The organism is Priestia sp. YIM B13489, from assembly GCF_042787645.1.
Classification (GTDB): domain Bacteria; phylum Bacillota; class Bacilli; order Bacillales; family Bacillaceae_H; genus Priestia; species Priestia megaterium.
This window is the reverse complement of record NZ_JBHZOQ010000046.1, coordinates 18,544-44,761: the sequence shown is the minus strand read 5'-3', so window position 1 is coordinate 44,761 and position 26,218 is coordinate 18,544. Positions and strand designations below refer to the sequence as shown.

The window sequence follows — 26,218 nt, the reverse complement described above, 5'->3', positions numbered from 1 at the left end:
TTGGAATTCGAGACTGAGCACGGATTTGTGTACCGTGAGAACAACAAGTCACCAGGATACTACGATGGCAGATACTGGACCATGTGGAAGTTGCCCATGTTCGGGTGTACTGATGCAACCCAGGTCTTGGCTGAGGTGGAGGAGNACTAATCATTACAAAGCTTCTTACATTTGGGATGAGGTGTCTACAGCAGGCATATTTCAGAAAACCTTATTGTAAATCCATGTATGTTTGATTCATAAGGGGATGGTAGTCATGAACGTAGTAAGAATATATATAATGGGTAGACAATAATGTTCATTTATTACTGTGTAGATGAGGTGTTTGTCAAAGACCAAGAACGATTTCGTTCACATTGTATATTTTTTTAGCTCAATGCTTAAATGAGGTGTTTGTTAAAGAGAATATACTTTTTCAAGTTACTGTTTCATTAGGCAATGCAATTACGTAAATGAGGTGTTCCTTAAAGATCATATGCTGCATTAAAAGCTATTTTTTTCCTTCTTCACATGGCGGGATGTATATTCGTTTACATCCCGTTTGTGTTATACGGAATATCTCAACCAATTATTAAAAAGAAACATCATAGAAACACCTTTCGATTGCTTACTTACTCCTTCTACCTTTCAAGTATGAAAAAGTAGACATCCTTCACTTATCCTTCAAACTTTTGCTTTTTTTAGCGTTCCATTTCTTGAACTGTACTCCGTTCTTTTAAAATTGTGCTCCACTATTCCGTGCAAAAAATCTATTAAATCTATTTTACAATTTCTCTTTTCTTCCTTTGTCATAATCCTTTATTTCTTATCGGTCCCCCCTCCTTTTTAAGTTAACTTTTATAAATTCCTCGGAAGCAACGGTCTTTTCTTTTGACATTTTTCTAACAGCAATCAGATTAACATTCGGCAAAAACACTTTCATGACATTCGTTCCTTTCCTCTAAATTATGGTTCCCCACTATAAAAGAGAGAAGAGCATAAGGGGTTTTTGCCCCCACCATAGGTGTGGGGCTAGGCAGAGCCTAGCAAAACCGTGGGTACAAAGAAAATCGCTAAATGTCCCCTTTACGTCCCCTTTTTTTGGTGTACGTCCCTTTTACGTCTCCTTTTAAAATCCCGATGTCCCCTTTACGTCCCTCTATTTTATAGCTATGTCCCCTTTGCGTCCCCCTGTGTTTTTTCACTTCATGGCTAAATCTTGTTGCTTTTCATTCAATTTTTGAAGCTTTTCTTGTAAACTTTTTTGTTCATCTTTATAGAGCTGAATGCTTGAATCACTCGATTGAATGGCATCCTTTTTCATCGCAATTTTTGATTCCGTATCGGCTTTTTCCTCTTCTACTTGGTACTTCATATCACGTTGTAATTCATTCATTTCCTGTTTCGTTTGACGCTGATGTTCCCTTTTTACCATAATTGTTTATAGGATAAAAATTGATTTATAAATGATAAAAATGCACGCGTAAATCACTTTTATTGTAAGTGAAAATAAACTGCAGTTTTAACCATGAACGTACGAAAGAAAATAAAAAAAGATTGCTTACTTCTGTATTGTTTTTCAAAAAACACTTCAAAATAAATTGACTCTTGAGGGGACATTTCACACATATGAAGGGTCGCTGAAGGGGTTCCTGGCATAAATGTTGTGATTACTGAAGGACCCGTGACGGGACTATTCTTTAATTTGAGGGTGCGCTGAGGGGGTTCCTTGAAGATTTTGCATGATATCACGGTTTTGCTAGGCTCTGCCTAGCCTATCACACCCTGTGATAGCAAAAACCCCTTATGCTCTTCAAGATGTTTTTTAAGTTTTTCATGTTGATGCAATAAAAACACAGAAAAGGAGAACAAACATGGAGATTAAAGTGAGAAATGTATGTCCGGTTGCTGTGAGTAAAGTAGATCGTTTAGCCAAAGAAAAAGGTCTTTCTAGACAAGCTTTTTTGAAAGAACAAATTGAAACATTATCCATTATGCAAGAAGTAGAAAAGCAAGAACAAGCTATTGATGATTTGTATAATCGAACGATAGATACAATGCAAAGATGTTCAGATGCGATGACAAATATGGATTGTACATTCAATAAACTCTTTGGGGAGGATGAAGAATAATGTCAGCAAGTAAACACAGGAGAATGATTTCTTTAAGTGAAGAGGCTGATGAATATGTTCATAAACATATGAAAGAAAGAGGCTATCGTTTTCCAGGGGATGCCATTGAAGATATCATTCGAGGGTATGAAAAATTAAGAAGTAATGTACCCCGATGAAACATTTTTAGATGCTGCTACAATTGATGCAATAGGTCAGGCTTACCTAAAAAGAGCGAGTGGATTTTACCAGTATTTAGACAGTGAGTTAAGTGAGGTAAAAGAAACTACAAAGAATACACAAATAGACACTAGAGTATTAATGAAGTTAATCAATAACTTATACGACCACTTAAACATTCAGAAGTTTAAGTCAATACAGTTCGATGAAACAGAAGCTACTAAGAAAGCCAAATGAATTGCGCTACATCAGATTCAAGAGGAAAGAATGCAGTTCATAAAAAAAAAGAAAACGGGAAGAAGCAGAAGAAATGGACCATTTATTTGAAGATTAATCTTAGAGGTTATCAAAGCAGGCTTAGGCCTGCTTTTTCCTCTTCCTTTGTAGAATAAAATCGAATAAAAAAGCTTGTCCTGAAAGGTTTTTTGGTGAAAGGTTACTTCAAAAAAGGCCTTCGTGATTAAAATAACTTGAATATGGATAACTTATTAGTTTTACTATGTTTAGTTTCAAATCATGTAACTGGATGTGAGAGCGTTTAAAGGTCATTGAACCCCTTCAGCAGATTATGGAATAGAAACTATTCATAATATCTTTAACAGTCTTATACAAAGCATATGAAGTTCGTGTATCTACCTTAATTAACATCTCCCCTTTTTATTTTAAACAAAGCAATAGAAATTCAACTAACTATATATCTCATGCTATGTTTCTTCATTTAAATTTTTAACTATGTATCGCCTTTTTCTCCAGTTCATTTATTAAAACGGAATATTCTTTCCTATGTTAAAATTTTTCGCTTATTTTTGCTTTGACTTTGCTTAATTAGAATAAACAGTCATAGAAATTGATTCACTGTCTTCTTTCTCAGTTAAATCTGTTGAATATTAGCTCATCGTATTCTAGACGTTGAACTTTTTGTTCTCTCTATAGATTAATCTGCCCATTAATAAGCAAGTAATGAATACCATCATATAAGAAAGCATTCCATACTGGTGGGTGTTCATCTGCCAAATAAATGAAAGAGATAAATAAAACAGTTTCGGATCAAATACTTCACTGAATGTCGTTTGAATAAGCTGCCTCAGTGTATTAAATAAAAAATTCAACACTAGAAAAATGATAAAAAAAAACAAGCACTTAAAGGAATAAGTACTTGTTTTTCAGCAACCATATATTCCATTGATTTATGAGGTTTCATGCTGTATCTCCTTCTGTTTTTGTGCAGATACAGGAATGGCATAAAAAGAGCTTTGACAAAAAGAAAAGTGCGTTCGATCTTGTGCATCGTATCGGTCTTGAAGGTATTGAAAAGCTGTTTGCAAGTTCCAATTAACCTCTTTCATGTTCTCTTCGTTCACGATATAAGATTGATTTCGAGTGAAGTCTTCTCTCTCTTGATGAGTAAATGCTGATAACTCAAGAAACGGCATTGTAGGCTTTATGCATATTCTAAACTGATACTCGTGTTTGAGGAAATTATCACTAATCGTGATAGATTTTGCATTTTTAAAAATAATGACCATGTGATTTTTCAAGAGAATTATACTATTTACACTGTTAGCAATCCGTTGAGCATGAAGAGGTGTCGTACAGAATGTTCCTAACTCTACTTTAACAAAAAGATCCTCGTATCTATATTCCACACCAACAACAAAGGAATGTCTCTGATTTTTCGCTTGTCTTTGATTGTACATGGCAATCATCCTTCCTCTGAAACTATTTGAATGGCAAGAACTACCCTCTTTTATAGATTCTTGAGTACCTATTTTTGCTTCTTTTGTTATTCAGTCAACGATTTAATCTTATTATCACCTTTTTGATCTTTTTCGTTATATCAAGATTCTTTTTTGTTTTTTCATAAGCAACTATTTTCTAATTCGAAATTAATAGATAATAAAAAATTGACGTTATTCTTAATACAATGACTGAAGAAGTTATATCTATCGCAATCCATTTTCTTCTTAAACATAATTGATTTTTAAAGGAGTTTAATAATTTAAAACCTGAAATTAAAAAAGGGATTTATGCAACTTACTCGTTCAATATCAAATAAGAACGATTTATAATTATAGTACAGTTTCTTATATGAGCTGGGTAGTGCGTTTTTTTATAGTACTTTTTTAAAAAAACACTAAAATTTGTAGTCTTTTTTTTCTTGAAGACTATAAATTTTAGTACTTAAATAAAAAAATGACCATATATATGGTCATTTTTCTAATCCACCGGACTTAGCTTTTTCAATAGCATCTTTTATATTTCTAACTGATAATTTCTTAAAAATGCTCTGAATTTGATTTTTTATAGTATTTTTAGACTTTGATAATTGTTCTTGCATACTCTGTCGAGAGTATCCTTTCTCCATCATATTAAATATAACCCGTTCGCTTTGGGTTAAATTGGTCAATTGTTGCTCATATTTTAAATCTCGATAATCTTCTAACATAGCTTCAATGGCTGTGAAGTTTCCAACATAGGTTGACCTTATAATATTAGCTATGTTATGCATATCTTTTTTTAGAATATAATTTACAGCTCCTGCTGCAAAAGCCTTAATTATGATATCCTTTTCGCTTAAACAAGTTAACATGATGACTTTCCAATTTCTGTTATCTACAGATTGCATCTTTTTTAATTCATACGCAGCGTGAATCCCATCCAGTTTAGCACCAGTTAAGTTAATATCTAAAAGAAAAATATCTACTTTATCAATATCCCTAGCTAGCCTTAAGGTATCTTCTTCCGTTGACCCATACCCCACTAACTCGATATCCTTTTCTGCTTTAATAATAGTCTGAATGCTGTGTAACCATTCTAAATCGTCTTCAATTAACACTACTTTTATTGGCTTACTCAAATCAATCATCCTCTATTTCTTAGTTGAGAAAGTCAGTTTGACATCTGTACCTACATTAACTTGACTGGAAATCTCTAGGTTTCCATCACTTTTTATCATCACATCATAACAATAATAAAGTCCCCATCCAGTATTTCCATCTTTTAATTTTTTCGTGGTAAAGAATGGACTCTTAACGTATTCCAAATTTTCTTTTGTTATTCCAATTCCATTATCAGATATGATAACTACAGCTTTTTTTCCTTTTTTATTTATTCTAACGTTTATAATGCCTTCTTTTTCTATTGCTTCAATGGCATTCTTAAACATATTCAAAAATACCTCTTTAGTCGGTGTTTTATCAAAAAAAGCATATACATCTTCGTCTAAGTATTCTTTAGTTATGACTATATGATTTTCAACAAACTCCACTTCTAATTCACTTATAACGTCATCTACTACTTCAGTAAGATTATTACGCTTTTTTACAATTGTAATGTCTTGTGTCTTACTGTTTATCTTTTCAACCATTTTCAGTAAATGATCAGATCCACTATCGACCATGTTCATCCCTTCGGCTGACAAATGATTTAACTCTGATGTATTTTCTTTAATCAACTTCATGCCTGTCACAATTCTAAATATTTGGTTTTTAATAGCATGATTCATAAGGCTAACACCTGTTAGAATAGCTTTATTCGCTTTAATTTGTGTCTGCTTTTCATATTTAATCTTTATGCCGTTCATTGATCCAACACCATCTTGCTTAAAGGCTCTCCATATAAAATAGCTGAAAGAGATGAGCATAAATACAATTACGTACCTCCAGTATTCGTGATGGTTATCAAATACACGTACAATATAATTTAATATAAGGGCTGACAACATAATTGGATGCATAATGGTAAAAGTTATAAAACGTGTTTTTTTCTTGTATGGATCTGATTCTGTAAAATAGGAATAAAGGTGTATTATGTAACCAGTTATAATATAAGGAACTCCCCAATAAAACAGTCCTTTAAAATCAGGGACGATGTCAGGTACATAAGTGGTTGTAAATATCATGACGATAATAGGAGTAAACAAAATATACTTTAAGTTGTTAATAGTTTTATTAGAGAATCGCTCTGAATAGACTATTGCATGCATAAGAACTCCCCAAGGGCAAAAGTAAATAGAGAAAAAACCTGTAATAATTCTCGCATAATAAAGGAAAGTGTTAAGCCAATTAAAGTTCATATGATGCGTATTCAAAATAGGGATAAATGACTCTATGATAGCCCTAGAAAGGCCTGCAGATGATGCACATGCCAATAGCAGTGTCATCCACCTTAACGGAGGATATTTAGGATCATAACAATAACATATTAAAGCAAATAATCCACTGATAACAAATAGAGCAACCATTAAGTTACCCCATCTATTACATTCAAAATTTGATTAGGACATTTCACTAAGTAGTCTGGTCTACCTGTTATAAGAAGTTCTTCTAAGTCATATCCCCATGTAACGGATACAATTTTTATGTTACTTTTTTTTGAAGCAATAATATCCCTATGCTCATCACCTATAAGAATAGTCTCATCCCTTCTTAAGTTATGAGATTTAATATAGCTATTAATTGTTAAATTTCTTCCAAAAAACCTTTTAGATCTAATAATTTCGTCGAAATACTCCATATCATTTAATTTCAAAAACTTCTCAATATTTTCTTTTGAATTAGCTGAAATTAGTACAAGCTTAAATTCTCGATTTTTTAATTCTCTTAAAACTTCTTTCATTTCACTATTAACTTGTAAATATGGAACTGATTTCTTATATTCTTTAACAACATCCATAACTAAGCTAGGAACTTTAAAGAAAGATACATTATACTCTTTAAAACGTTGGCGAAAAGTTATTGATCTAATGTAATCCATTTTCTCTTGAGGCATTTTTTCATAACTATACTTGTCTGAAAAGCTGTTAAAAAGGTCGTATACTAACTGGGCTGAATTAACTATCGTTCCATCAAAATCGCAAATAACTGTCTTTATCACGTTTCCACATCCATTTTCATTAAACAATCAGAATAAAAGGCGAACATTTATTCATGTTATCTAATCGTAACAAACTATAAACTTCTTTAAAATAGCACATTTTTCCTTATTTTGTAATTAAACCCTTTATAAACAAACATTCCTTAGAACTATATAATCTACTTTTTTAACTATATATGTAAAATATTTCTTATGTTATTTCCTATCACATACAAATAAGGACTATTGACTCTTATTCAAGATCTTAAATAATGTAATTAGCAATTACTAAATATGGAGGGAAAGTTGAGAAATACTCCTGCTAATAATTCTAAAAATATATAGTGTTTTCAAACAAAGTGACTACTTCACAATTCTTAATATCTCCTATTACTGTATCCCCGCCTTTATCTGCACTAAGTTTTGTAGTCCTTATTAAAAAATAGACTATAAAACTTAGTACTTTTACAAAGAAGAGACTATAAAAGTTCACACTACCCAACGAACCTGTTTAGCGCTATGCTAATATATGTATTACAACTCTCAGTGCAAAAAAAATACACCTTGAAAAGGTGATTTCTTCACCGACCTAGAGGTGACATCTAATAAATATACTCGTTTTGATATATTTTGCTAATTTTTATTGAATTATGAGACTAGTTAACGCTATAATAAAACTAACAAAAACGTGCGGATAGAAAAAAGACTTCAACTGTTTAAGTAGTGCGACAACACTCTTAAACCGTTCCCCCTAGAAACGGTAGGGAAAACACTTGTCGAAGTCTCTTGTTAATAGAGTTAGTTTTGTACAAAATAAAACTTATGGTTTTATTTTATACGAAATTGACATCTATTTCAAGGGCTTAGTTTATCTTAATTGAGGCATTGTTTTCCTTTTACAAGGGAGATAATGTCTTTTTTGTGTTCCTTAAAGGAGAAGATGAACAAATGACAAAGATATTGACTTGCTATTTACCCGATATAAATACCTTCAACGGACGATTCACATGGTTATGGAAAGAAACACCGACTCTTCGTAAAAAGAAAGAAGCGTTTTTAGAAACCCTTCGTACTTACTTTAAACAACAACAAGAAGCCCTACATAAAGTATTCCCTAAAAAACGTATGGAAATGTTAGATTACGTGATTTATAACCTTGTTGCTACAGGCATTCAAGCCATTCACTCCAAAACACTTATGGAAAAGTTTGATGTATCCCAAAGTACCGTTTCTCGCTTTGTGAAATCGTTAAAGGCAACACCGTTTATGATTGTGGCCCGTTATATCAAAGAAGATACGACAGGTGCTCATCCTGATAGCTATGTGTTTATCCTTAAAAGCCATACGAATTTTGATCAAATTTGTGAAGAAATCTTTTTTGCACACGATACAACAGGTATTCAAACGCTTCAACAAGAAGAAATGACAACTCCTGTGACAACTCCTGTGACAAGTCCAGAGAGTGCTGAAAACGTTGATACACCAAGCTTAGAGGGCGAAAAAGTGTCGTCCCCCTTTATTAACCTTGATTTACCTAAAAAGCATTTAAATAATCATTTAATATCTGCTTCACAGTCATTTGCTTATATCAAAGGTGTGCCTAAGAAAGTAAATAACGTGTACGCAGGTAAATATGGTCATCAACTAAAAGACTTCTATGCTCGTATTCAAAATGCAGCTAAAGCAGTAAAACGAGATACAGAGATTGAGATTGTGAAAGAACAAGTTCATGAAGTCGCTTATACAGCCATTGTAGGCTTAGATAAATATGTCCATGAAGCGAATCATAAGGGTACTACCCTATCCCTCGATGAAATGTGCCGTCTTGTTTATCAAATTGCTTACAATCAATTTACGAATCTACTTAAAGGGAATACAGAACAACAAACATCTGAGTCAGACATACATACTGAAGCTAAGACAGCTTTATTTAAGCCTAAACATATCATCCGTAAGGAATTGGTTCCTGCTTGGTTACAAGCTGAACAGGAGCAAAATGAGTGTACACAAGAAGAAACTATTTCTTTGGATCAACAGCTTGAAATGATTCAGTTAAAGCAAGATTTAGGGCAAGAACTAACGCCAGAAGAAGAAAACGTACTCAAAGAGCACAGTTCTACGTACAGTTCGTTAGAAATGGCGCAGCTAAAACAGGATCTAGGACAAGCCTTAACACCACAGGAACAAGCTTTATTGCACCAACAGGACCAGTTAAAAGGCTCCGTTTCCTAATTCAAAAGTGAAGAAATCCCTTGGAAGCTGATGTTTAGTAAGGGTATTATTATTTAGAACATACTTCTAAATAATCAATATATAAAACTACGTAGGAGGAGATCACGATGCCACATAAAATGACAATAACAGGATCTGCGACAGGACCATTACGAGAATACGATCGCTACGTTGCCTTTGATATGCGTGAAAAAGGTTCACCTGCTGCTCCTAAAGGACTGAAGAAGAGTACGTTTATTTCGTATACCGTGTTTGTTGCGAAGAAAGCCTTTAATAAAACCGGACTAACAAAAAAGAGTATTATGCATGAAAAAATCTTAATTCAAGGGGAACCCACGTTAGATATTCCCATTGACGAGTGCCCTGGGGAAATTGGTATCATCTGCTTCCAGATTACCGTTCTCCCGAATAAAAACGATAAAGAAGCCAATGAGTCAAATGATAAAAAAGAAGCGCAACAAGAGGCTTCTAAGGCACAGCAAGAGGTTGCAGCTACCAAGCAGGAAGAAAAACAAGAGCCTGTAGCAAAAGAAGCGAAACCTGTACAGCTAGAAGTGAACGAAACACCTGTTCAAGAGAAAAAGGCTGCGCCACAGAAGCAGCAACCTATTCAGCCCAAAGGGACAAAGGACGTCGTGAGTTTTGATGACATTATCGTTCCTGAAGCCTTCTTAAAGACACGTCCAAACCCTGTGAAAACAGAAGAAGTCATTGAATTTGTGAAGCGTACAGGACACCTTGACAAACCGTTAACGATTGAGAAAGAATCGAAGGTATTGAAAGATGGCTATCGTCGTTATATTGTGGCCAAAACCGTTAAAATGGACAAAGTTCCTGTTATCTATGAATATCAAAAATAAAGCATTTTTAGCTAAGAATTGCTAGTTATTCGTAATGGACAGCAAACAACTATAAGGTGTCCCCTTTCATAGTTGTTTGCTGTCTATTTATCTTGAAAGCCACTTTCTACATATAGCTCATCTACTATATGATTTCATTTTCATTTTTGATTGTATTATTATAAGTCCTTAAATTAAAAAGAATGCTTTAACTTTCCTTTTGGCTCTGCTAAACTTAATCATTTTATCTTTGATATATCATTAGTTGAATGAAGCTATTTTAGAGCTATTACCCTATTTGCGTGTTCTAATATCCGAATACTAGTTGAACTTAAGGTGAATTTAAGGAAGGATTCGGGTTTGCGAATAAAAAAAGAACTTATTTTTTAGTTAAAATGCATTTTTTGTTGAACTTAAGATTAACTTAAATGCATTTAAACGATAATTAAATCAATAATAAGTTTTTTCCGTTTCGTTTTAATCAATAATGATAGTTATTGATTAAAAGATAAAACAATAATCTTATTCAGGAATTGGTTATTACATTATTATTGCTTTAAGATTTACATAGAAGAAGTTAGCAGTTAATATAGAATCAATAATGAGATAAGAACAATGTTATTAGAATCTACGTTAATAATCCTATGGTACGTTTCACTTCAAAATCAATTGCCTGATTCTTGTATTATATTAATTATTAATTGACATATGGAGGTGTAGTTATGTCTGAAAAATTGTACTTACCAAAAGAAGTGGTAAATATACTGGGTATCTCTGGAGATTTGCTTCGTAAATGGTGCGAAGAATTCAATATTATTACAGAGTGGACAGGCACTGATTATGGAAAAGGTCATAGAAGGTTTACAAAAGAGAATCTAGAGACACTTAACAGTATAAAGAAGAAAATTCATGAGCAAGGTTGGTCCTGGGATCAAGTGAAACAATGGCGTAATGGTGAAGAAATGACTATTAATGACCACGTAGAACGGTCTATTTTAGAAAAGAAGATAGATCACCTAATTGAAGGTCAGAACCAACAAATAGAATTTAACAGGATTCTTTCAGAAAAATTGGAGCTTCTAACAAAGGAACTTATTTCTACTCAAAAGGAGTTAGCTATTGCAAATAAAGAAATTGCAGCAACAAAGCAGCAAATGATTGAAGTAAAAACAGAAAATAAAGACTTAGAAGCATACATAGAAAACAGCCTAAAAAAACGTGATAAAATTCTTCTTGAAAACATTAGAAAAACTCAAGAAACGCTAAAAGATAATTCAGCTGAACAGGAGTTAAATCAAAGCAAACAGAATTTTGAAGAACTGATAAATACTAATCTAAAAGAGTTATTAAAACAAAGAGATGAAGACCTTTTAAATGCATTTACTCATACTCAAAAAGAGTTGATTAAAGAACAAAATCAAAAGAAGACATTATGGCAAAAGCTATTCTCAAACTAGGAAAAATCATTCCTAGTTTTTTATTTTGTTAACTAAAAAATAATAAAAAACAATAATATCTTTATTTAATTATTTATCAATTTCATAAGAATATCTAAATCGGAATTTACTTATGATTGCTTTAATTATCATTTTAAGATTAATTTTATGTTAAACTGAATTTTATTGCTTAATTATAACAAACATGCTGTGAAATTATTGAAAACATCAACGTGCAAAAAATCAATAATTTAAAAGATAATTCATTTATTCTTTGACAAACACAACTTTAAAATGTTTTAAGTTTAATAAAACCGGAAATGAATCATTATTGTTTTATTTCCGAGTTTATAGATTTGTAATTCCCTAAATAAAACAGGAATTCAAAAATAGATTTTTATTTAACAAAAGATTTAATCCTCTAAAAATAAAACTCTAACATTTATCAATGCTACAATTAGCTCATCTGGCACCATGACGACTTTGTTATATCTAAATTATTGACTCAAATCCAGTAGATATTACACTTTAAAATTAAGATAGCACTATTTAATGATTTATTAGATTAATCTCTTTAGATAGTTTATGTTTATATAGCTAAATGCATCGCTGAATCAGGAAAAACCATCACGATGAGGGGAGAGGCCAAATATTTAATCTATGACGTTAGTAAATAGCTAAACATGATAACATACCCTCAATTGAGAATACCGATTACTATAGTAACAATAGCATTACAAGATGTAATATCTCGTTCTCTTATTAATTGAAGGTTTTAACGTATATACCTAGAATAGTTCTCTTGATAAGAGGAGGTGATCATATGTTGAGAGTCATAACCGCAGAAGCAGCATATACCACCGAAGAATTAGCTGATATACTTGGTTTGCCCATAGCAACTATACGAAAATACAACTTCCATTTTGCCAAAATTGGTGTGCAATTCACTAAAAAAAACGGTAGATTAGCTTATACGAACGACGACGTTACCATCTTTCATGAACTAAAAAGAATTTATGCTCATCCCGAGATGACCTTAGAAAAAGCCGTTATAACCGTTGCAAAAAAATTCAACCTAGTACCAGACACTCCACCAACCATTTCAACTGAAAAGCAAACCCTTAGCTTAGAATCATGTGAGGTACAAATGAAAGAGATACAAAGCTATATCGATGCCAAGTTTGAGGAACGCGAACGTCAATTAATCTCAATGGCTCGTGAAATTCGATCGTTAAAAAAAGCACAACAACAAAAGAAGAGTTTTTATAAGTGGTTAAAAACCTTTTTTGAAAAATGATTTGCTAGAATGGTCGTATCTCGTTATTTAATATTCACACAAAAAACCTTTTCCCTCTAGATAAAGGTTTTTTGTGTGAAGTCTAATTTCAAAGAATACCGGTAACAAAGACCGCCCAATATGTATCAGTGTATAAGGCGGTCTTAACTGTATTCATGCTATATGATTATGACCAAAATATCGACATTATTCTAGAAGCTTCTAAAAAATACATATTAAATTTATTCGTTGTGCTTATGTAGTATTTTGATGTCTTAATAGATGATATGGTATTGGCTTGTCCACTATGACTTATTTTTAACGTTTTATTTTTAGTGAAATTTGGACATAACTAGAGTAATAACAAGTAAAGGGGTATCTATAATGTTCGGGTTAGGAAAAAGGCGAACTAGACTTGGTAAATGGATTGATAAAAGAAACATTAATCAAGAATGGCTTGTAAGAAAGTCAGGATTAGGTAGAAGTACGATTGGTGATTTAGTAAACAACTCCGAAAGGTTGCCTACACAAAGAACTATGAAAAAGATATTACAAGCATTAAGAAGGATTGATCCTAATATTAAGAGCGAAGATTTTTGGGATATTTAAATATGCTTATTACAGTTCTTTTTTATTCCTTTAGAAAGTTTGTTTCTCCAAGTATATAAAAACAGGCTTTAGTAATCGTTTAAAAGCCTGTTTTTAATTCGCCGTTAAAACGGTCCTATTCATCAAATTGCTCCTCTTTACATGCTAGCGTGCTCGAAACATGTCATTAACACATTGAATGGCGATTTCTAGGGATTTATCAGTATTTAAACAAAAAAGCGACCTTATTGGCCGCCGTGATTCTACTCGCTATTTTCGAATAAATTAAAAGAAAGTTGCTCAGATCTTTTCCTATGGTAATAAGCATTTTTAACTCTTTTTACGTGCTCCCTATTTTTAACGTAATAATCTCGGTCGCGAACAGAAACGCAGCCTTTGCAGTATGGTCCAAGTTGACCAAATCCATCGCTTTTATGATGATAGTTCTTTGCATGTTTTAATTCGCCGCATTCACGGCAAGTTTTAGCGACAACTTGTCCGTCAGCGTCTGTAAAGTATACGAATCCTCTCGGCTTTTTTCTTTCCTCATATTCCTGCGCCAGTAGTTCTTCTCGTAGACTCATATTCGCTCACCTCCTCGGTTGCCTTGGTATTGCTACTTATTCTCTTTTATTATACGAATTAATTCCATTCGATACCAGTATGCAAATCTATTACCTTCTCCGCGTATGACAGTTTCGTCTCCTGCAGACGCCTGGATTGATTCAACTTTATCTAATTCTTTCTATGTTAATGATTACGCTGTTTCCATAACCCTTTGCAAATGCGCGGATGAAAGGTGTATAAACAGGCTACCTTTCATTATTTTGAGGTAGCCTGTTTTTGTGTGATTAAAAACACTTTTCTAGTACTCTATGTTAAGTTGATTTTAATTCCCCCAGAAGAGGAGGTGATTCTTGACCTTACTTCTTTTGTTTGTTTGGAAGACCCCTTATATTTCTCCATAAGTTCGTGAATGCTTGCTACTTGTATGATACGGATATGATCCGAAGATACTGCATAACGAACAGGTGTAATTAAAATTACAGAAGGGAAGATGGCTGCTTGATCTTCAGGCTGCCACTGCAACGTTTTCCACTCATCTGAAAAGAAAAACTCCTCGTATAGATTGATCTTCGCTTGCATTTTCTGTTCTGAATACTGATTTCGTTGAATTTCAACCCAAAAAGGGGATCCTTTAAAGATACAAAACAGATCTGGTTCGATACCTCCTTTTCGTCCAGTGGGCTTATCTTCCACAATGACCTGTTTAGGCGCACTGTACGTACACATTTGTTTATAGATATCTAGAATTGAAAGGAAATGGAGTATTTTCTGCGAGTTCTTTTTGATCTTTGCATCCACAGGCAAATAGGCGGTCGGAGAATACTGCTGTGTGCGTTCAATGAGTCCTAATCGATATAAACGTACCATGACACTATTACACGCATTTACAGGCGATTTCAGCTGTTTAAAGAAGCGTTCTACTAATGAGTCTCGATCCACAGCCCGAAACTGATTGATAAACCCAATGATGTCTTTATCACGCTGAGATAGTCGAAAACTCATCCCTGTTCCTCCTTCTCTAATAACCCAAAGATAGACTGTGACACAACCTCTAGTTGCGGTTCAGGATCTTTCACATGTGTTTTATAAGGGGAAAGCATTTCCTTACAAGCTTCTTCATCTAAGAAATAGGCTTGAAACTCTTTCACGTCATCAATCTTAATTTTCATACGACCTCTGGCAGCTGCATCAATTTCTTCTGCTCCGAGTACTCCAGCTACTTTCGCATTCGTCGCATCGGCTTGCCTTCCAGAGATCCGAACCCTTAAATTGGCTTTTAACGCAGAGTTTAATAAATCAGCATCCGGACGCTGCATGGCAATAATCGTATGAACACCTAGTGCACGACCTTGGCTGGCAAACTGTTGAATCATCTCTACAAGATCCGTTTCTCTCTTCACTATGGACATTTCATCAATTACCACAACGATACGAGGTAGCTTAAAAGGAAGCCTGCTGATATGTGTGACGCCATGCTCTAACAGTAAATCCCCTCGTCGATACATTTCAGCTCGTAACAACGCAAAAGGTTTTCTCATGTCTTTCGCTTCAAAGCAAAGCGCATCCACGTGGTCAATCCCATGAAATAAGCCCAAATCGGCTCGTTTAAGGTCCACTAAGACTAAGCGCAAGTCTTCAGGAGAGGTATACTTCACCCATGTGGTGAGAATCACGCGCATTAAGCTGCTTTTTCCTGCCCCAATTTCGCCAGAAATCAGTAACGTTTCTAAATCCGCAAAATCCCATGAAACAGGGTTTCCATAGATATCTTGACCAATGCATACTGGGAGCTCCATTTTCTCAATATAAGGATGAATGATCTCATAACTATAATTGAGCATCTTTGGTAGGCTTTTGTGATGAACAGTAATACTAAAGTTCTTTAAGCTGCCGTTTATTTCGATGTTGCTGCCTAATACTTGTCGTAAGGCCCATCTTTTTTTATTTAGAAGTTCAGGATTGATACCATTTAGTAAGGAAAAGGCGTACCGAGTGTACGTTTGATGGTGATCGATTCGATGAATCTTTGGAAACAGATAGGAGGTACGGTCCCCACGTTTCACCACCCGGTAAATCTCTGCCGTACGAAACGCTTTAAGCAATTGGCCACGCAATTTTAGTTTTTCAAACATCTAAATCCCTCCTCAAAACATAAAGGTCACAAAAAAGTAAATTAAGGCGCTATAGAAGGTGACAGGTAAGATAAAACGCATGACCTTTGCGAACTGATCCACAAGATCAATGACACCCCATCGCTCTAATACCCGTTCGATGATAGCAACCCCTAAGACAATGCCTCCTATGGTTAGAATAGTAGGGTCAAGCATGGCAAATGGACTAAATGGAACAAAGGAATAAGCCCTGAAGGGACGAGGTCTCGTGAGAGATGATTGGAGGGTTAAAGGAAAGATCTTTTGAAAATGAAACCTTTGTGTTTTTCTCATGTTGATACCTTCTTTCATTCTTTAATTTTTTTGCCTTTCACGCCTTAGTTATTTCAGCTCAACACATCCGGTCGCCCCCTTCGCCTCTTCGGCTCAGCTCCCTTACAGATTCCATGAAGGGCGTCATTACGCATATAAAGCTTGTATTAACGCGGTAGCGATACTGAACTAGACACTAATTAGATAATGAAGCTAAGATTCTTTAGATACTATGTAGCTACTGTAGTAAGCTTGCCTGTCCAGTCAAAAAATAAAAAAGAACCCTTACTGCAGTAGGGGATTAGTAGGTAGTTAGGTAAGATGCGCTCGGTTTTTATATGCTAGGGGTTGTCCTAATAGCTTATTCTTCTTATGAAATGGACGAGACATTTGATGTTGTCCAAGTGAACAAAAATAAAGGGCAAGCAAAACTACATGATCTTATGACATAAAGAGAAAAAACTTATAGAGGGAAAAAATAACAGGATTAATGAGTTTTAGCCGGGGGTAAAGTCAAATAACTATTTCAAAAGGAGAGAGTGATTTATGGAAATTCTATGGATGCTAATTGTAGGTGGAATTATCGGTTGGCTTGCCGGTTTACTTACAGGGCGTGACGTTCCTGGAGGCATTATTGGTAATATTATCGCCGGTTTTATTGGTTCTTGGTTAGGTGGTCTGGTCCTGGGAAGTTGGGGACCAGTTATTGGTGGTTTTGCCATCATTCCAGCCATTATTGGAGCAATCATTTTGGTGTTAATCGTAAGCTTTGTTCTAAGGAAAATGGAACAAAAAAAGAATCATGGTCATCATGCATGATAAATCGAAAAAAATTAAATTGGAGTGATTAAAAATGAGAGAAGAAAGTAAGTCTGTGTTAGATGATTTTGTTGAAGATAATCAATTTGAATTAGATTCTTACCTTACTTATTTGTTCGATCAAATTAATAATGATATCGAAGTTCTGTCAGAAGCTTAATGAGAAACCAGATATTTTATTATAAAGAAAAAGAGAAAAAAATAAATCAGAATATAACATAAACGGCCTTAGTAACTTTGGTTACGATACATAGGGTCGTTTATTGTTATGGAGAATGTTTAAAAATAAAGTGAAGATATCCTTCTCTATAGGCAATGCTCAAAGATTATTAATTACTTTAACTGCTGCTTTAGTAAAAATCTATTGGTCCTATATTTTGATTAAAGACCTTTCAAAGTGCGAAACAAAGGACTGTAAATATGATTAAAAAGGCGCCTCCTCTGTATGGAAAAGTCTGTCCACTATCAAAAAGAATTTATCTACCTTAATAAGCTAACTGTTTATTAAATCATTTTATAATAAAGGAGATGGAAGTGTGTTTGGATTCAGTGATATGCCTAAGTTCTTGTTTTCTTTCTTACTTGTACTACCACTTGTATCTCTTGTTCACCAATTAGGTCATTCTATCATGGCAATCTTTTTCGGAGGGAGAGTGGATTTTACAATTGGAAAAGGAAAAACCATTTTTAAATGGAAGAAAGTTAAAATAAAATCAGTTTACTTTTTGGATTCTTTTTGTGTATATGAGAAACTAAAATACGACAACCGATTTACCCATGCCTGTGTCTATGCTGGAGGTGCCATTGCTAATTTAGCCTTTATTTTCCTTATAAATGGCTTAGTTATGGCTGACATCCTTTCAGCAAGTCTCTTTTCTTACCAGTTTGTCTACTTTTCTGTTTATTATATTGTCTTCTCGCTACTACCCATCAAATACACAGAAACAAATTCAAGCGATGGACGTGCTATTTATGATGCATTGAGATATGGAAAAATAACATGTAACCCTGATTAATAAAGCTGAAATAATGATGTGAAGCGATAGGTTTGCGAAGCTACATGGGATTCACTTTTACGTAATGAAGTAGATGATAAAAATAAAATTACTTTAAATAATATGGTTAATCCAGCAATTAGTGTTGAAGTTGATAAATAATTGATATCAAAAAACCTTCTACTCCTGTCAGGTAGAAGGTCATTTGTGTGATTGAAATGTCATTGTATACCCTGCGAGAAAGGTAACACATTTATTCATTGCCAATAAAATTATTAAACAGAGTACATAGGAAAACCCTCTATCCTATAGATAGAAGGCAAGATAAAACATACTATAAACAAAGGTAGGTGACTTAGATAACTTTACATTTATTTTTATACCCAAAAGGAAAGAACTTAAACAGATAAAAAACCCTTCTACCCATAGAGAGTAGAAGGTCACATGGATCACATACTGTTAAAAAAAGTTAGTTGATTATAGATTTTAACCCGAAAAATAAAATTCAAACATCTTACATAAAAAATATGTGGTTGGCCTAATAGCTTATCTTTTTCATGAAATGGACGAGACATAAGGACTAAAGTAGAATGTGATGAGGAAAAGGGAGAGCTTGGTGAATCAAATCATATGAAACTAATACAAAAGAACCGACAATTGAATGCCAGTTCCTTTGTATTGTATAAATGTAGTCATTCTTCATCTTCATAAATAAATAAGCCATTTACCAAGGTCTCAAAATCAGGAGCTAATTCAAAAATAAGTGTGTCTGTTCCCCATTCTAAATCCATATAAATTATAGGAGGGTTATCTTTTGTATCCCGATAGTCAAATGCAACCCACCAATGTCCCTCTCCACATAGTAAAACAATATCTTTTGGTAACTCCCATTCTTCTATATAATAATCACTGGATAAAATGCCTTCTTTCCCTATTCCATAAATCTCAGGGACATTTACATGATCGTCTGCCCAATTTGTTGGAACGGAGGTAGGGTAGTCACAATATTTTAAAGAGCCTCCATTTTGCATTTTACATAACTCAATATAGGATTTTGGCAACTTCACACCCAACTTCTTTTCTGCATCGTTGACCATTTCTTCTGTTAATTTCTTTGATTGACTGTATCCATCATCCCAAATATCTCTCATTTCCCCAACCCTTTCAATCAATACCAACTAAATGCTTTTCTTCATGCCACATTCTCGACATTCACGTAAGAAAACGCCACCTTTTACGGAACTTTTGAAGTAAGCTGAGTTGCAGTTGTCGCATCTGCCACTGACCTTATCCGGAAATTCAGCGTAGTCATAAACTTTAGTAAGATCGATTTCTTGCTGCTGTTTCTCTTCCATGTCGATCACTCTTTTCTAATTGCCTTTTATTAGCTTACCACAAAAAGCGAAGGTGACATTATTTTATGTAAAACGAACATCAATTAGCTCACTTAACCTCATTTTATTTTTTAATTCGAATACTTCCTCGATAAAAACAAACAAATTCCCCAGGGAATCAACAGATTGGATGAATCCCTTTTCTGTAATACATTGTCCCTTTTTGTAGTATGTAAGATAAACTTGGCCTTTATTTTTACACACCTCACTATTAAAGATAAAGCTTAATTATCCTCCAATTTTACATCATTTCAATCTCCTTCTTTAACACACTTGCTGCGCTGTAAAAAGTGGAATTATATGTTTCATTTCCTTGTTATAAAATATAGAAGGTTAGTATCGTTCTTAATCATATATCTCAAATTTTTAGTCATATTAAGACCGGAAATTTATTAAACAGATGCACAAACTATGTTATAATGGTGATGGGAATAATACGTGAATTGCCTAATGTGTTCAACGTAGCAAAAAGCCACTTGTAGTATACAAGTGGCTTTTACTTATTAGAAATCTATATACTTTTATTTACAGTGATTAATTAAAGATAGAAAAAAATACATATAGACGAGGTGTAAAAAATGATTAATCTATATACGACAACCAGCTGCGTTTCTTGCCGAAAAGCAAAGGCTTGGCTTGAGGAACATCAAATTGATTATATTGAGAGAAATCTATCGTATGAACCTATTACAGAAGATGAAATTAAAAATATTCTTAGTATGACAGAAAAGGGTACAGATGAAATTATTTCTACAAGATCAAAGATCCCTCAAAAGTTAAATATAGAGATTGATGCACTGTCGTTACAGGGTCTGTATGATTTGATAAAGAACCATCCTTTTATACTTAAACGCCCTATTATCATACAAGATCGTAAAATACTGCAAATCGGATATAAAGAAGAAGAGATAAGAGCTTTTATTCCTCGGAAACTTCGTACTTTCACGATGACAGAACAGGCAGTAGTAGGTGATCATTAGAGGGTAATAGAAGAGCAATCAACGACTGCCTTAACTTCTAAAGTAGATTGTAATAAAAGGCATCGGCAGTGTAGTAAGGTATATATTTCAGATTCTAAAAATGAGTAAACACAACTACATCTACATAAAAAGGAGAAGGGTAAAAACTCTTCTCCTTTTACTATATAATCCTCTATATTTAGATACTCTTCTTCATGCCGCATTCCCGACATTCGCGTAAGAAAATACCACCTTTTACAGAACTTTTGAAGTAAGATGAATTGCAGTTGTCGCATCTGCCACTGACCTTATTATCAAGACCCAAATCGAAAAAAAACATAGAAAATAAAGGTTAATACATATTGTACATGACTAATATGTATTAACCTTTTAATCTTTGCTCAACAAACACGCCCGTTTGATGACTTCCTTAAACATCTATGGGCCTAACATCTGAAAACAATATCTAAGCTATCGTTGTAATTATCGGTTGATCCCTTGTAATAATTATTGTGTGCTCATATTGTGCACAAAGACTATTATCGGGCACACATAAAGTCCATCCATCCGAACTTTCAACTGTATACTCTGCTCCAGTTGATAAAAAAGGCTCAACAGTAATAACCATACCTTCTTTCAATACTCGTTTATCATGCTTGTCATAGATAGGTAAAATATCTTCAGGTGCCTCATGTAAAGACCTTCCAATGCCGTGACTGCAAAGATCCGTAAGTACCTTGTAACCACCTTTTTGGGCTTCATTTTGAATAATTCTTCCGATTTCATTCAATCTCACCCCATGTTTAAGTGAAGAAATAACTTTCATCATGGTATTGTGTGTGTATTGACAGAGACGTGTTACAGAAGGGTTATATAAAGGGATCTGAAAGGAATGACCTGCATCGGCAAAGTAACCATTTAACTCAGCAGAGACATCAATATTTATTAGGTCACCTTCTTGAATCTTCCGATTCCCCGGTATTCCGTGAGCAACTTCATGGTTAATGCTAATGCATGTGTTACCGGGAAAATTGTAGGTTATCTTGGGTGCAGAGACCGCACCATATCTTCTTAAAAAACGTCCCCCGATTTCATCCAATTCTTTGGTCGTCATTCCGGCACGTGTCTGATTTTTCATTTCACTTATTGTTAAAGCAACGATTTTGCCGATTTCCTTAAGCCCATCAATATCATCCTTACCTCCAACTGTCATATATGAACCCTCCAATTTTTTGATGTTTTCATTTTACCCAAAGTAATGTTTCCGATTCTACATAAACTGGTCCGATTGCTTAATATCACTTATTACAAAGTTACCAAACTCATACCACTCACCCCCTTAATCATGTTAACGCTCGATCTGAAGACCTCATCACGCCTCCATTTGCAACAAACTTAAGCTCCTTTATAATCTATACATATTAAACTATATGTATAGTATCTAAATAACGAATCTAATATGTATAAGAAAAGAGGATATATGCTCGTATATTGAACATAATACCCTCTTATTAGTTTAGTCTATTTAATGTTTATCTGGATATTCGGCATAATCATATACTTTAGTGAGATCTATTTCTTGCTCTTTCCCTTCCATTTTGATCACTCTTTTCTAATTGGCTCTTATTAGATTACCACAAATAGTGAAGATGACATTATTTTATGTGAAACGAACATCAATTAGTTCACTTAACCTCATTTTATTCTTTAACTCAAATACTTCATCAATGAAAATAAATTCATCCCCCAGGGCGTCAACAAATTGGATGAATCCAGTATCGCTTATATGTTGCCCGTTCTTATAATATGTAAGGTATACTTGTGTATTTGTATGTAGTGCCTCAATCAAGGTGAAATTGATTTGTTCCATTTGCTCTTCCTCCATGAGAAAATTCACTCTTACTGCCGGCGATGCATCCGCCTGGAAACGTTTATCTCAAAATAGAAGTCGTCCGATTCCATTTTGTTTATAAAAATCTCTCTGTCTATTTCTTCAAGCTCCCAATCTCTAGTGCTTTTATTACATATTAGTACACCATTGAATCCTTTTACTAACTCAATAAAGGTTGCTCTCCTATTTAAAAAGAAGTTGATACGCTTCATGGGTTCTAAAGTTATACCCTGGATTCTTTTATCGTTGTCCATCTCAGTAAATAAAGCTACTATCTCCGATATTTGTGTTTTTAGAAATGCTAAGATTTCTGGTGAATCTTTTATTAGACCTCTATCTTTCAACTCAACTGGGATGTTTTGTGCAGCAGCAGCCAGTTATTTAAACAATATAAAGTGATACTTAGTATCCGTAGGAAACTTTCGTAAAATCAGAAACACCTCATGTGTAATTCTATATCCCAGCTCAATGATTTCTTCAGGAGAAAGCTTCTCCAACTTATTTTTTACATTACCTATCAATATAGATGGATCTTTAGCATCCTGCTTTTCTGACTTATTTAAAAAAGTACTTAAAATAGTAAGTAACAAATTATTCACCTCTTCATTTTATTTCAGCATAGATTATTAAAATCCTTATTAAAATTCGATATCTTTTTTGCCTTTAGTACTAAAAAATATGAAAGCAGTAACGATAAGACTAAGTAATCGTAATTTGATGCCTAGAATATGCTTCACGTAAACTGAAAAGTGATAAAATAGAAATAAATTGAACGTACAAATATTTAGGGGGAGCAATAATGTATAAAGAAAAGTGGTACCATTCGCCTTGGATTATCGGCTTGTTATTCGGACTGTGGTTTTTTGTCATACCTTTAATCTTAGGAATTATCCTTATAATTAAACGCAATAAAGCTCTAAAGAACGCTCAAAACTTATGGAAAGATAATAACATTGATGAAATACTAGCTCTTCAATTTCCTATAAAAAAATTGAAAAAAGAGCTTGTTGAATTAGAGGAGAGTAAGGAAAAAAGACTTAATGAGTTAAATGAAATAGAAGTTATATCTAACCTGGTCGATGATAAAAAGCAATTAAATAATACGGTTGAGGAATTGAGAGCACAAAAAGACACTCTTTTAACTGAAGTTGAGGAAATTACATCCGTTGCAAACGCAGTTGAGGATAAGAAAAAGGTTATTCAGTCTATTGAAGAGTTGAATTCTAAGAAAACAGACGTTATAAATGAAATCTCGTTGGTACAAGAAGAGTTAATTTTATTAAAAGATGAGCAACTTATGCAATCATTTGGTTTTTATGAACCTAAATATGGATTCGAAACTTCAGAAGTTTATCAATCAAAGTTAGCTGATATTCGTAAGCAACAGCAACAATTAGTAAAATCCAAAGAGGCTACAAATCACTTCTTAGATTGGACTATTGGGGATGATAAGAAAAAAGGAAAAGAATTCATATTAGATACAATTAAATTAACATTACGTGCATTTAATAATGAGTGTGATAATGCCATTTCTAAAGTGAAATTTAACAATATAGAATCGAATGAAAAACGAATTAAAAAAGTCTTTGAAGAACTAAATAAACTTACTGATATGCAACAAGTGTCTATTAAAAGAAAGTATTTGGAATTAAAGCTGGAAGAATTGTATTTAAAATATGAGTTTGAACAAAAGAAACAAGAAGAGAAAGAAGAACAACAGGCTATTAAAGAACGCATGCGCGAAGAAGCAAAAGCCTTGAAAGAATTAGAAAAAGCCAAAGAAAAAGTTGAAAAAGAAGAAAAACACTTTGTTCAAGCTATTGAAAAAATGAATGAACAGCTTTCAACTTCTAACGATAATGAAAAAGAAAAATTGTTAGATAAACTTAGAGAGCTAGAGAGACAGCTTGAAGAAACAAAGAAAAATAAAGAAGACGTTTTATATCGAGTGCAAAATACACGGGCCGGTTATGTTTATGTTATTTCAAATATAGGGTCTTTCGGTGAAAATGTATATAAAATTGGAATGACTAGACGTCTTGAACCAATGGATCGTGTAAAGGAGCTAGGTGATGCTTCGGTTCCTTTTACATTTGATGTTCATGCTATGATTTTTAGTGAAGATGCTCCTACTCTTGAAAATGCTATCCATAAGGCTCTGACCCATAAAAAAGTTAATAAAGTTAACGATAGAAAAGAATTTTTCAGAGTTAGCCTTCAAGAAATTGAGGATCTTGTTAAAAGTAATCATAATAAAACAGTTGAGTTTACTAAATTAGCTCAAGCTGAAGATTACAGAAAATCATTGACCTTAGAAAAAAATTTGTTACAAGAAATTTCATAATGATTTTTATATTTTGCTAACTAAAAGTATAAAGTGGCATAATATACGTTTATTTACGGACTAAATAAAGACGTATATTGACAGTTCTCAATAACAATGTGCTCTGTCGAACATGAAAGAGTTATGGGAGGATTATAATGATTATTTTTTTAATTATATTTGCATTATTAGCTGGGATGGCTTTACCTACTCAATTTAGTGTCAATGCTCAATTGAGATCTGTCGTACATTCCCCTATCATTGCCTCAACTATTTCTTTTATAGTAGGTGCAATTGTTTTGCTTCTTATATCTTTGTTCGGAAAAGGCATGAGTGTAAATAAAGAATGGCTCGCAGCACCTTGGTGGGTATGGACTGGAGGCCTGTTAGGAGCTTTTTATGTAGTTGCATCCATTGTACTTATACCTCGTCTAGGAGCTACTGCTACAGTTGCTTATATTCTTGCAGGTCAAATGGTTGCTTCTACTTTAATTGACCATTTTGGATTAATAGGAGTGCAAATGCATTCTTTAAGTATTCCTAGAGTGATAGGGGTACTTTTAATCATTTTTGGAGTTATCATCATTCAAAAATTTTAAAATGTATTAATAGAAGAAAATAGTTTTGAAATCGACTATAAACCTAACGTAATAAAATATAAAAAATAACAAATGCTTACCTAAACAAGCACTAACTGTTTCCTATTTTAGTCAGTGCTTGTTTTGAATAAGTTTTTATTATGATTACGCTTATACTCCATATATTTTTGACGATATTTTTGACGCGCTTTTCCTCTTATTCTACCAAAAATGTTCGTAAAATTGTATGATTTCCAAAAGACGTTCGTAATTAAATTTTAAACTTAAACGAACGGTAAAAATGATAGAATTTATATTCAAAACAAATGTCCGTAAACGTATACTTTTACAGACGATGTATTTGATTCTGTTTCAAAACGTTAAAGGAATAAAGTCAAGGATTTCCTTTTAATTCTTCTTGTCTTAATTTTTATCTTCTTCTTTCAGGTTCTTATACAACTAAAGGGGCAGTTTGATTGAGGAAGGGATCAGATGGTTTTTTCTAATTGCTGTTTCTTGTTTATTTGGTATGAGTGCATCTGTAGAAGAGTTTGATTCATTAATTGAAACAATGGAAGAAAATAATCCTGAAGAAACTAAACGAATAGAAGAAACGTTTGGCGATACCCCTAAGTGAAAGTTAATGGATACCATTTTGATACGCAGCAAATGTTTTGGGGATTATTGGTTAGTTATAATTCTTTACTAATCGTTCTAAAAATGTTATTGTTTAATCATGGTTTGAAATTTATGTCTTTATTTTAGAATGTTCAT

At 33.5% G+C, this 26,218-nt stretch carries 28 protein-coding genes and 1 pseudogene; 15 read left to right on the top strand and 14 right to left on the bottom strand.

Annotated features, from left to right (window positions below; all coding sequences use genetic code 11):
- Nucleotides 1–27: 27 nt before the first annotated feature.
- On the top strand, nucleotides 28–150 hold the full coding sequence (locus ACFX4W_RS05270) for a RuBisCO small subunit-like domain-containing protein (protein WP_377559282.1): 123 nt from the start codon (nucleotides 28–30) through the stop codon (nucleotides 148–150).
- Between the two features lie 1,030 nt (nucleotides 151–1,180).
- On the opposite strand, the gene ACFX4W_RS05265 is transcribed toward ACFX4W_RS05270, so the two are convergent.
- On the bottom strand, nucleotides 1,181–1,375 hold the full coding sequence (locus tag ACFX4W_RS05265; RefSeq protein ID WP_377559191.1) for a hypothetical protein: 195 nt from the start codon (nucleotides 1,373–1,375) through the stop codon (nucleotides 1,181–1,183).
- Nucleotides 1,376–1,853: 478 nt separating this feature from the next.
- Between ACFX4W_RS05265 and ACFX4W_RS05260 the strand changes: the two genes are divergently transcribed.
- Nucleotides 1,854–2,111, top strand: coding sequence for a hypothetical protein (locus tag ACFX4W_RS05260; protein ID WP_377559192.1), 258 nt, complete (start codon nucleotides 1,854–1,856; stop codon nucleotides 2,109–2,111).
- Nucleotides 2,111–2,269 carry a hypothetical protein gene (locus ACFX4W_RS05255; protein ID WP_377559193.1) on the top strand — a complete coding sequence of 53 codons (159 nt, stop codon included), beginning with the start codon at nucleotides 2,111–2,113 and terminating at the stop codon, nucleotides 2,267–2,269. Before ACFX4W_RS05260 ends, ACFX4W_RS05255 begins: the two co-directional genes overlap by 1 nt.
- A 1,188-nt stretch (nucleotides 2,270–3,457) precedes the next feature.
- On the opposite strand, the gene ACFX4W_RS05250 is transcribed toward ACFX4W_RS05255, so the two are convergent.
- From ACFX4W_RS05250 to ACFX4W_RS05235, 4 genes are all read right to left on the bottom strand, one after another.
- Nucleotides 3,458–3,967: a hypothetical protein gene (locus tag ACFX4W_RS05250; protein ID WP_377559194.1), complete on the bottom strand. Its 510-nt coding sequence runs from the start codon at nucleotides 3,965–3,967 to the stop codon at nucleotides 3,458–3,460.
- Between the two features lie 512 nt (nucleotides 3,968–4,479).
- Nucleotides 4,480–5,127: a DNA-binding response regulator gene (locus ACFX4W_RS05245; RefSeq protein WP_377559195.1), complete on the bottom strand. Its 648-nt coding sequence runs from the start codon at nucleotides 5,125–5,127 to the stop codon at nucleotides 4,480–4,482.
- Nucleotides 5,128–5,139: 12 nt separating this feature from the next.
- Entirely contained in the window at nucleotides 5,140–6,513 is a 1,374-nt protein-coding gene (locus ACFX4W_RS05240; protein ID WP_377559196.1) for an ATP-binding protein, read from the bottom strand.
- A complete protein-coding gene (locus tag ACFX4W_RS05235; protein WP_071277399.1) occupies nucleotides 6,513–7,145 on the bottom strand; it encodes an HAD hydrolase-like protein in 633 nt (210 codons plus the stop codon). The genes ACFX4W_RS05240 and ACFX4W_RS05235 overlap by 1 nt, the downstream gene beginning before the upstream one ends.
- A gap of 927 nt (nucleotides 7,146–8,072) precedes the next feature.
- Here ACFX4W_RS05235 and ACFX4W_RS05230 point away from each other — a divergent pair.
- From ACFX4W_RS05230 to ACFX4W_RS05210, 5 genes are all read left to right on the top strand, one after another.
- Nucleotides 8,073–9,356 carry a replication protein gene (locus ACFX4W_RS05230; RefSeq protein ID WP_377559197.1) on the top strand — a complete coding sequence of 428 codons (1,284 nt, stop codon included), beginning with the start codon at nucleotides 8,073–8,075 and terminating at the stop codon, nucleotides 9,354–9,356.
- A 107-nt stretch (nucleotides 9,357–9,463) separates the two neighbouring features.
- Nucleotides 9,464–10,216, top strand: a complete 753-nt coding sequence (locus tag ACFX4W_RS05225) for a ParB N-terminal domain-containing protein (protein ID WP_377559198.1) — start codon at nucleotides 9,464–9,466, stop codon at nucleotides 10,214–10,216.
- Between the two features lie 701 nt (nucleotides 10,217–10,917).
- Entirely contained in the window at nucleotides 10,918–11,652 is a 735-nt protein-coding gene (locus ACFX4W_RS05220; protein ID WP_016766065.1) for a MerR family transcriptional regulator, read from the top strand.
- Between the two features lie 802 nt (nucleotides 11,653–12,454).
- On the top strand, nucleotides 12,455–12,928 hold the full coding sequence (locus tag ACFX4W_RS05215) for a hypothetical protein (RefSeq protein WP_377559199.1): 474 nt from the start codon (nucleotides 12,455–12,457) through the stop codon (nucleotides 12,926–12,928).
- Nucleotides 12,929–13,291: 363 nt separating this feature from the next.
- Nucleotides 13,292–13,516: a helix-turn-helix domain-containing protein gene (locus tag ACFX4W_RS05210; protein WP_095380539.1), complete on the top strand. Its 225-nt coding sequence runs from the start codon at nucleotides 13,292–13,294 to the stop codon at nucleotides 13,514–13,516.
- A 242-nt stretch (nucleotides 13,517–13,758) separates the two neighbouring features.
- Here ACFX4W_RS05210 and ACFX4W_RS05205 read toward each other — a convergent pair whose 3' ends face one another.
- The 4 genes from ACFX4W_RS05205 to ACFX4W_RS05190 all read right to left on the bottom strand — a co-directional run bounded on the left by ACFX4W_RS05205 (nucleotide 13,759) and on the right by ACFX4W_RS05190 (nucleotide 16,506).
- Nucleotides 13,759–14,079, bottom strand: coding sequence for a hypothetical protein (locus tag ACFX4W_RS05205; protein WP_143256208.1), 321 nt, complete (start codon nucleotides 14,077–14,079; stop codon nucleotides 13,759–13,761).
- A 289-nt stretch (nucleotides 14,080–14,368) separates the two neighbouring features.
- A complete protein-coding gene (locus ACFX4W_RS05200) occupies nucleotides 14,369–15,064 on the bottom strand; it encodes a hypothetical protein (protein ID WP_377559098.1) in 696 nt (231 codons plus the stop codon).
- Nucleotides 15,061–16,194: an FtsK/SpoIIIE domain-containing protein gene (locus tag ACFX4W_RS05195; RefSeq protein ID WP_377559100.1), complete on the bottom strand. Its 1,134-nt coding sequence runs from the start codon at nucleotides 16,192–16,194 to the stop codon at nucleotides 15,061–15,063. Before ACFX4W_RS05195 ends, ACFX4W_RS05200 begins: the two co-directional genes overlap by 4 nt.
- A 12-nt stretch (nucleotides 16,195–16,206) precedes the next feature.
- A complete protein-coding gene (locus tag ACFX4W_RS05190) occupies nucleotides 16,207–16,506 on the bottom strand; it encodes a hypothetical protein (RefSeq protein WP_377559101.1) in 300 nt (99 codons plus the stop codon).
- 525 nt (nucleotides 16,507–17,031) lie between these two features.
- On the opposite strand from ACFX4W_RS05190, the gene ACFX4W_RS05185 reads away from it, so the two are divergent.
- From ACFX4W_RS05185 to ACFX4W_RS05175, 3 genes are all read left to right on the top strand, one after another.
- Nucleotides 17,032–17,304: a GlsB/YeaQ/YmgE family stress response membrane protein gene (locus ACFX4W_RS05185; protein WP_377559103.1), complete on the top strand. Its 273-nt coding sequence runs from the start codon at nucleotides 17,032–17,034 to the stop codon at nucleotides 17,302–17,304.
- Nucleotides 17,305–17,338: 34 nt separating this feature from the next.
- Nucleotides 17,339–17,464 (top strand): hypothetical protein, encoded by a 126-nt coding sequence (locus ACFX4W_RS05180; protein WP_274598754.1) that lies wholly within the window; start codon nucleotides 17,339–17,341, stop codon nucleotides 17,462–17,464.
- A 376-nt stretch (nucleotides 17,465–17,840) separates the two neighbouring features.
- Nucleotides 17,841–18,320 (top strand): site-2 protease family protein, encoded by a 480-nt coding sequence (locus ACFX4W_RS05175; RefSeq protein ID WP_377559104.1) that lies wholly within the window; start codon nucleotides 17,841–17,843, stop codon nucleotides 18,318–18,320.
- Between the two features lie 671 nt (nucleotides 18,321–18,991).
- On the opposite strand, the gene ACFX4W_RS05170 is transcribed toward ACFX4W_RS05175, so the two are convergent.
- Both ACFX4W_RS05170 and ACFX4W_RS05165 read right to left on the bottom strand, forming a co-directional pair.
- Nucleotides 18,992–19,450: an SMI1/KNR4 family protein gene (locus ACFX4W_RS05170; protein WP_377559106.1), complete on the bottom strand. Its 459-nt coding sequence runs from the start codon at nucleotides 19,448–19,450 to the stop codon at nucleotides 18,992–18,994.
- 27 nt (nucleotides 19,451–19,477) lie between these two features.
- On the bottom strand, nucleotides 19,478–19,654 hold the full coding sequence (locus ACFX4W_RS05165; protein WP_377559108.1) for a DUF8096 family protein: 177 nt from the start codon (nucleotides 19,652–19,654) through the stop codon (nucleotides 19,478–19,480).
- A gap of 617 nt (nucleotides 19,655–20,271) precedes the next feature.
- On the opposite strand from ACFX4W_RS05165, the gene spxA reads away from it, so the two are divergent.
- Complete coding sequence (gene spxA / locus ACFX4W_RS05160) at nucleotides 20,272–20,673, top strand: transcriptional regulator SpxA (RefSeq protein WP_377559110.1); 402 nt, start codon at nucleotides 20,272–20,274, stop codon at nucleotides 20,671–20,673.
- 178 nt (nucleotides 20,674–20,851) lie between these two features.
- On the opposite strand, the pseudogene ACFX4W_RS30700 reads toward spxA, so the two are convergent.
- The 3 genes and pseudogenes from ACFX4W_RS30700 to ACFX4W_RS05150 all read right to left on the bottom strand — a co-directional run.
- Nucleotides 20,852–20,965: pseudogene (locus ACFX4W_RS30700) on the bottom strand (DUF8096 family protein); the annotation flags it as partial.
- Nucleotides 20,966–21,118: 153 nt separating this feature from the next.
- Nucleotides 21,119–21,865, bottom strand: coding sequence for a type I methionyl aminopeptidase (gene map / locus ACFX4W_RS05155; protein WP_377559111.1), 747 nt, complete (start codon nucleotides 21,863–21,865; stop codon nucleotides 21,119–21,121).
- 447 nt (nucleotides 21,866–22,312) lie between these two features.
- Nucleotides 22,313–22,537 (bottom strand): YolD-like family protein, encoded by a 225-nt coding sequence (locus ACFX4W_RS05150; protein WP_377559113.1) that lies wholly within the window; start codon nucleotides 22,535–22,537, stop codon nucleotides 22,313–22,315.
- A gap of 805 nt (nucleotides 22,538–23,342) precedes the next feature.
- Between ACFX4W_RS05150 and ACFX4W_RS05145 the strand changes: the two genes are divergently transcribed.
- The 3 genes from ACFX4W_RS05145 to ACFX4W_RS05135 all read left to right on the top strand — a co-directional run bounded on the left by ACFX4W_RS05145 (nucleotide 23,343) and on the right by ACFX4W_RS05135 (nucleotide 26,081).
- Nucleotides 23,343–24,887 (top strand): SNIPE associated domain-containing protein, encoded by a 1,545-nt coding sequence (locus ACFX4W_RS05145; RefSeq protein ID WP_377559115.1) that lies wholly within the window; start codon nucleotides 23,343–23,345, stop codon nucleotides 24,885–24,887.
- A gap of 137 nt (nucleotides 24,888–25,024) precedes the next feature.
- Nucleotides 25,025–25,465 (top strand): DMT family transporter, encoded by a 441-nt coding sequence (locus tag ACFX4W_RS05140; protein WP_328261659.1) that lies wholly within the window; start codon nucleotides 25,025–25,027, stop codon nucleotides 25,463–25,465.
- A 451-nt stretch (nucleotides 25,466–25,916) separates the two neighbouring features.
- A complete protein-coding gene (locus ACFX4W_RS05135) occupies nucleotides 25,917–26,081 on the top strand; it encodes a hypothetical protein (protein ID WP_377559118.1) in 165 nt (54 codons plus the stop codon).
- The last annotated feature ends 137 nt before the right edge of the window (nucleotides 26,082–26,218 follow it).

Coding starts and splice junctions, on each gene's coding strand:
- ACFX4W_RS05170 (WP_377559106.1), bottom strand. CDS start 19,450: ATGAGAGATATTTGGGATGATGGATACAGTCAATCAAAGAAATTAACA.
- ACFX4W_RS05230 (WP_377559197.1), top strand. CDS start 8,073: ATGACAAAGATATTGACTTGCTATTTACCCGATATAAATACCTTCAAC.
- ACFX4W_RS05255 (WP_377559193.1), top strand. CDS start 2,111: ATGTCAGCAAGTAAACACAGGAGAATGATTTCTTTAAGTGAAGAGGCT.
- map (WP_377559111.1), bottom strand. CDS start 21,865: ATGACAGTTGGAGGTAAGGATGATATTGATGGGCTTAAGGAAATCGGC.
- ACFX4W_RS05180 (WP_274598754.1), top strand. CDS start 17,339: ATGAGAGAAGAAAGTAAGTCTGTGTTAGATGATTTTGTTGAAGATAAT.
- ACFX4W_RS05200 (WP_377559098.1), bottom strand. CDS start 15,064: ATGAGTTTTCGACTATCTCAGCGTGATAAAGACATCATTGGGTTTATC.
- ACFX4W_RS05165 (WP_377559108.1), bottom strand. CDS start 19,654: ATGGAAGAGAAACAGCAGCAAGAAATCGATCTTACTAAAGTTTATGAC.
- ACFX4W_RS05205 (WP_143256208.1), bottom strand. CDS start 14,079: ATGAGTCTACGAGAAGAACTACTGGCGCAGGAATATGAGGAAAGAAAA.
- ACFX4W_RS05225 (WP_377559198.1), top strand. CDS start 9,464: ATGCCACATAAAATGACAATAACAGGATCTGCGACAGGACCATTACGA.
- ACFX4W_RS05210 (WP_095380539.1), top strand. CDS start 13,292: ATGTTCGGGTTAGGAAAAAGGCGAACTAGACTTGGTAAATGGATTGAT.
- ACFX4W_RS05145 (WP_377559115.1), top strand. CDS start 23,343: ATGTATAAAGAAAAGTGGTACCATTCGCCTTGGATTATCGGCTTGTTA.
- ACFX4W_RS05150 (WP_377559113.1), bottom strand. CDS start 22,537: ATGGAGGAAGAGCAAATGGAACAAATCAATTTCACCTTGATTGAGGCA.
- spxA (WP_377559110.1), top strand. CDS start 20,272: ATGATTAATCTATATACGACAACCAGCTGCGTTTCTTGCCGAAAAGCA.
- ACFX4W_RS05215 (WP_377559199.1), top strand. CDS start 12,455: ATGTTGAGAGTCATAACCGCAGAAGCAGCATATACCACCGAAGAATTA.
- ACFX4W_RS05195 (WP_377559100.1), bottom strand. CDS start 16,194: ATGTTTGAAAAACTAAAATTGCGTGGCCAATTGCTTAAAGCGTTTCGT.
- ACFX4W_RS05185 (WP_377559103.1), top strand. CDS start 17,032: ATGGAAATTCTATGGATGCTAATTGTAGGTGGAATTATCGGTTGGCTT.
- ACFX4W_RS05260 (WP_377559192.1), top strand. CDS start 1,854: ATGGAGATTAAAGTGAGAAATGTATGTCCGGTTGCTGTGAGTAAAGTA.
- ACFX4W_RS05265 (WP_377559191.1), bottom strand. CDS start 1,375: ATGAATGAATTACAACGTGATATGAAGTACCAAGTAGAAGAGGAAAAA.
- ACFX4W_RS05220 (WP_016766065.1), top strand. CDS start 10,918: ATGTCTGAAAAATTGTACTTACCAAAAGAAGTGGTAAATATACTGGGT.
- ACFX4W_RS05240 (WP_377559196.1), bottom strand. CDS start 6,513: ATGGTTGCTCTATTTGTTATCAGTGGATTATTTGCTTTAATATGTTAT.
- ACFX4W_RS05190 (WP_377559101.1), bottom strand. CDS start 16,506: ATGAGAAAAACACAAAGGTTTCATTTTCAAAAGATCTTTCCTTTAACC.
- ACFX4W_RS05140 (WP_328261659.1), top strand. CDS start 25,025: ATGATTATTTTTTTAATTATATTTGCATTATTAGCTGGGATGGCTTTA.
- ACFX4W_RS05250 (WP_377559194.1), bottom strand. CDS start 3,967: ATGTACAATCAAAGACAAGCGAAAAATCAGAGACATTCCTTTGTTGTT.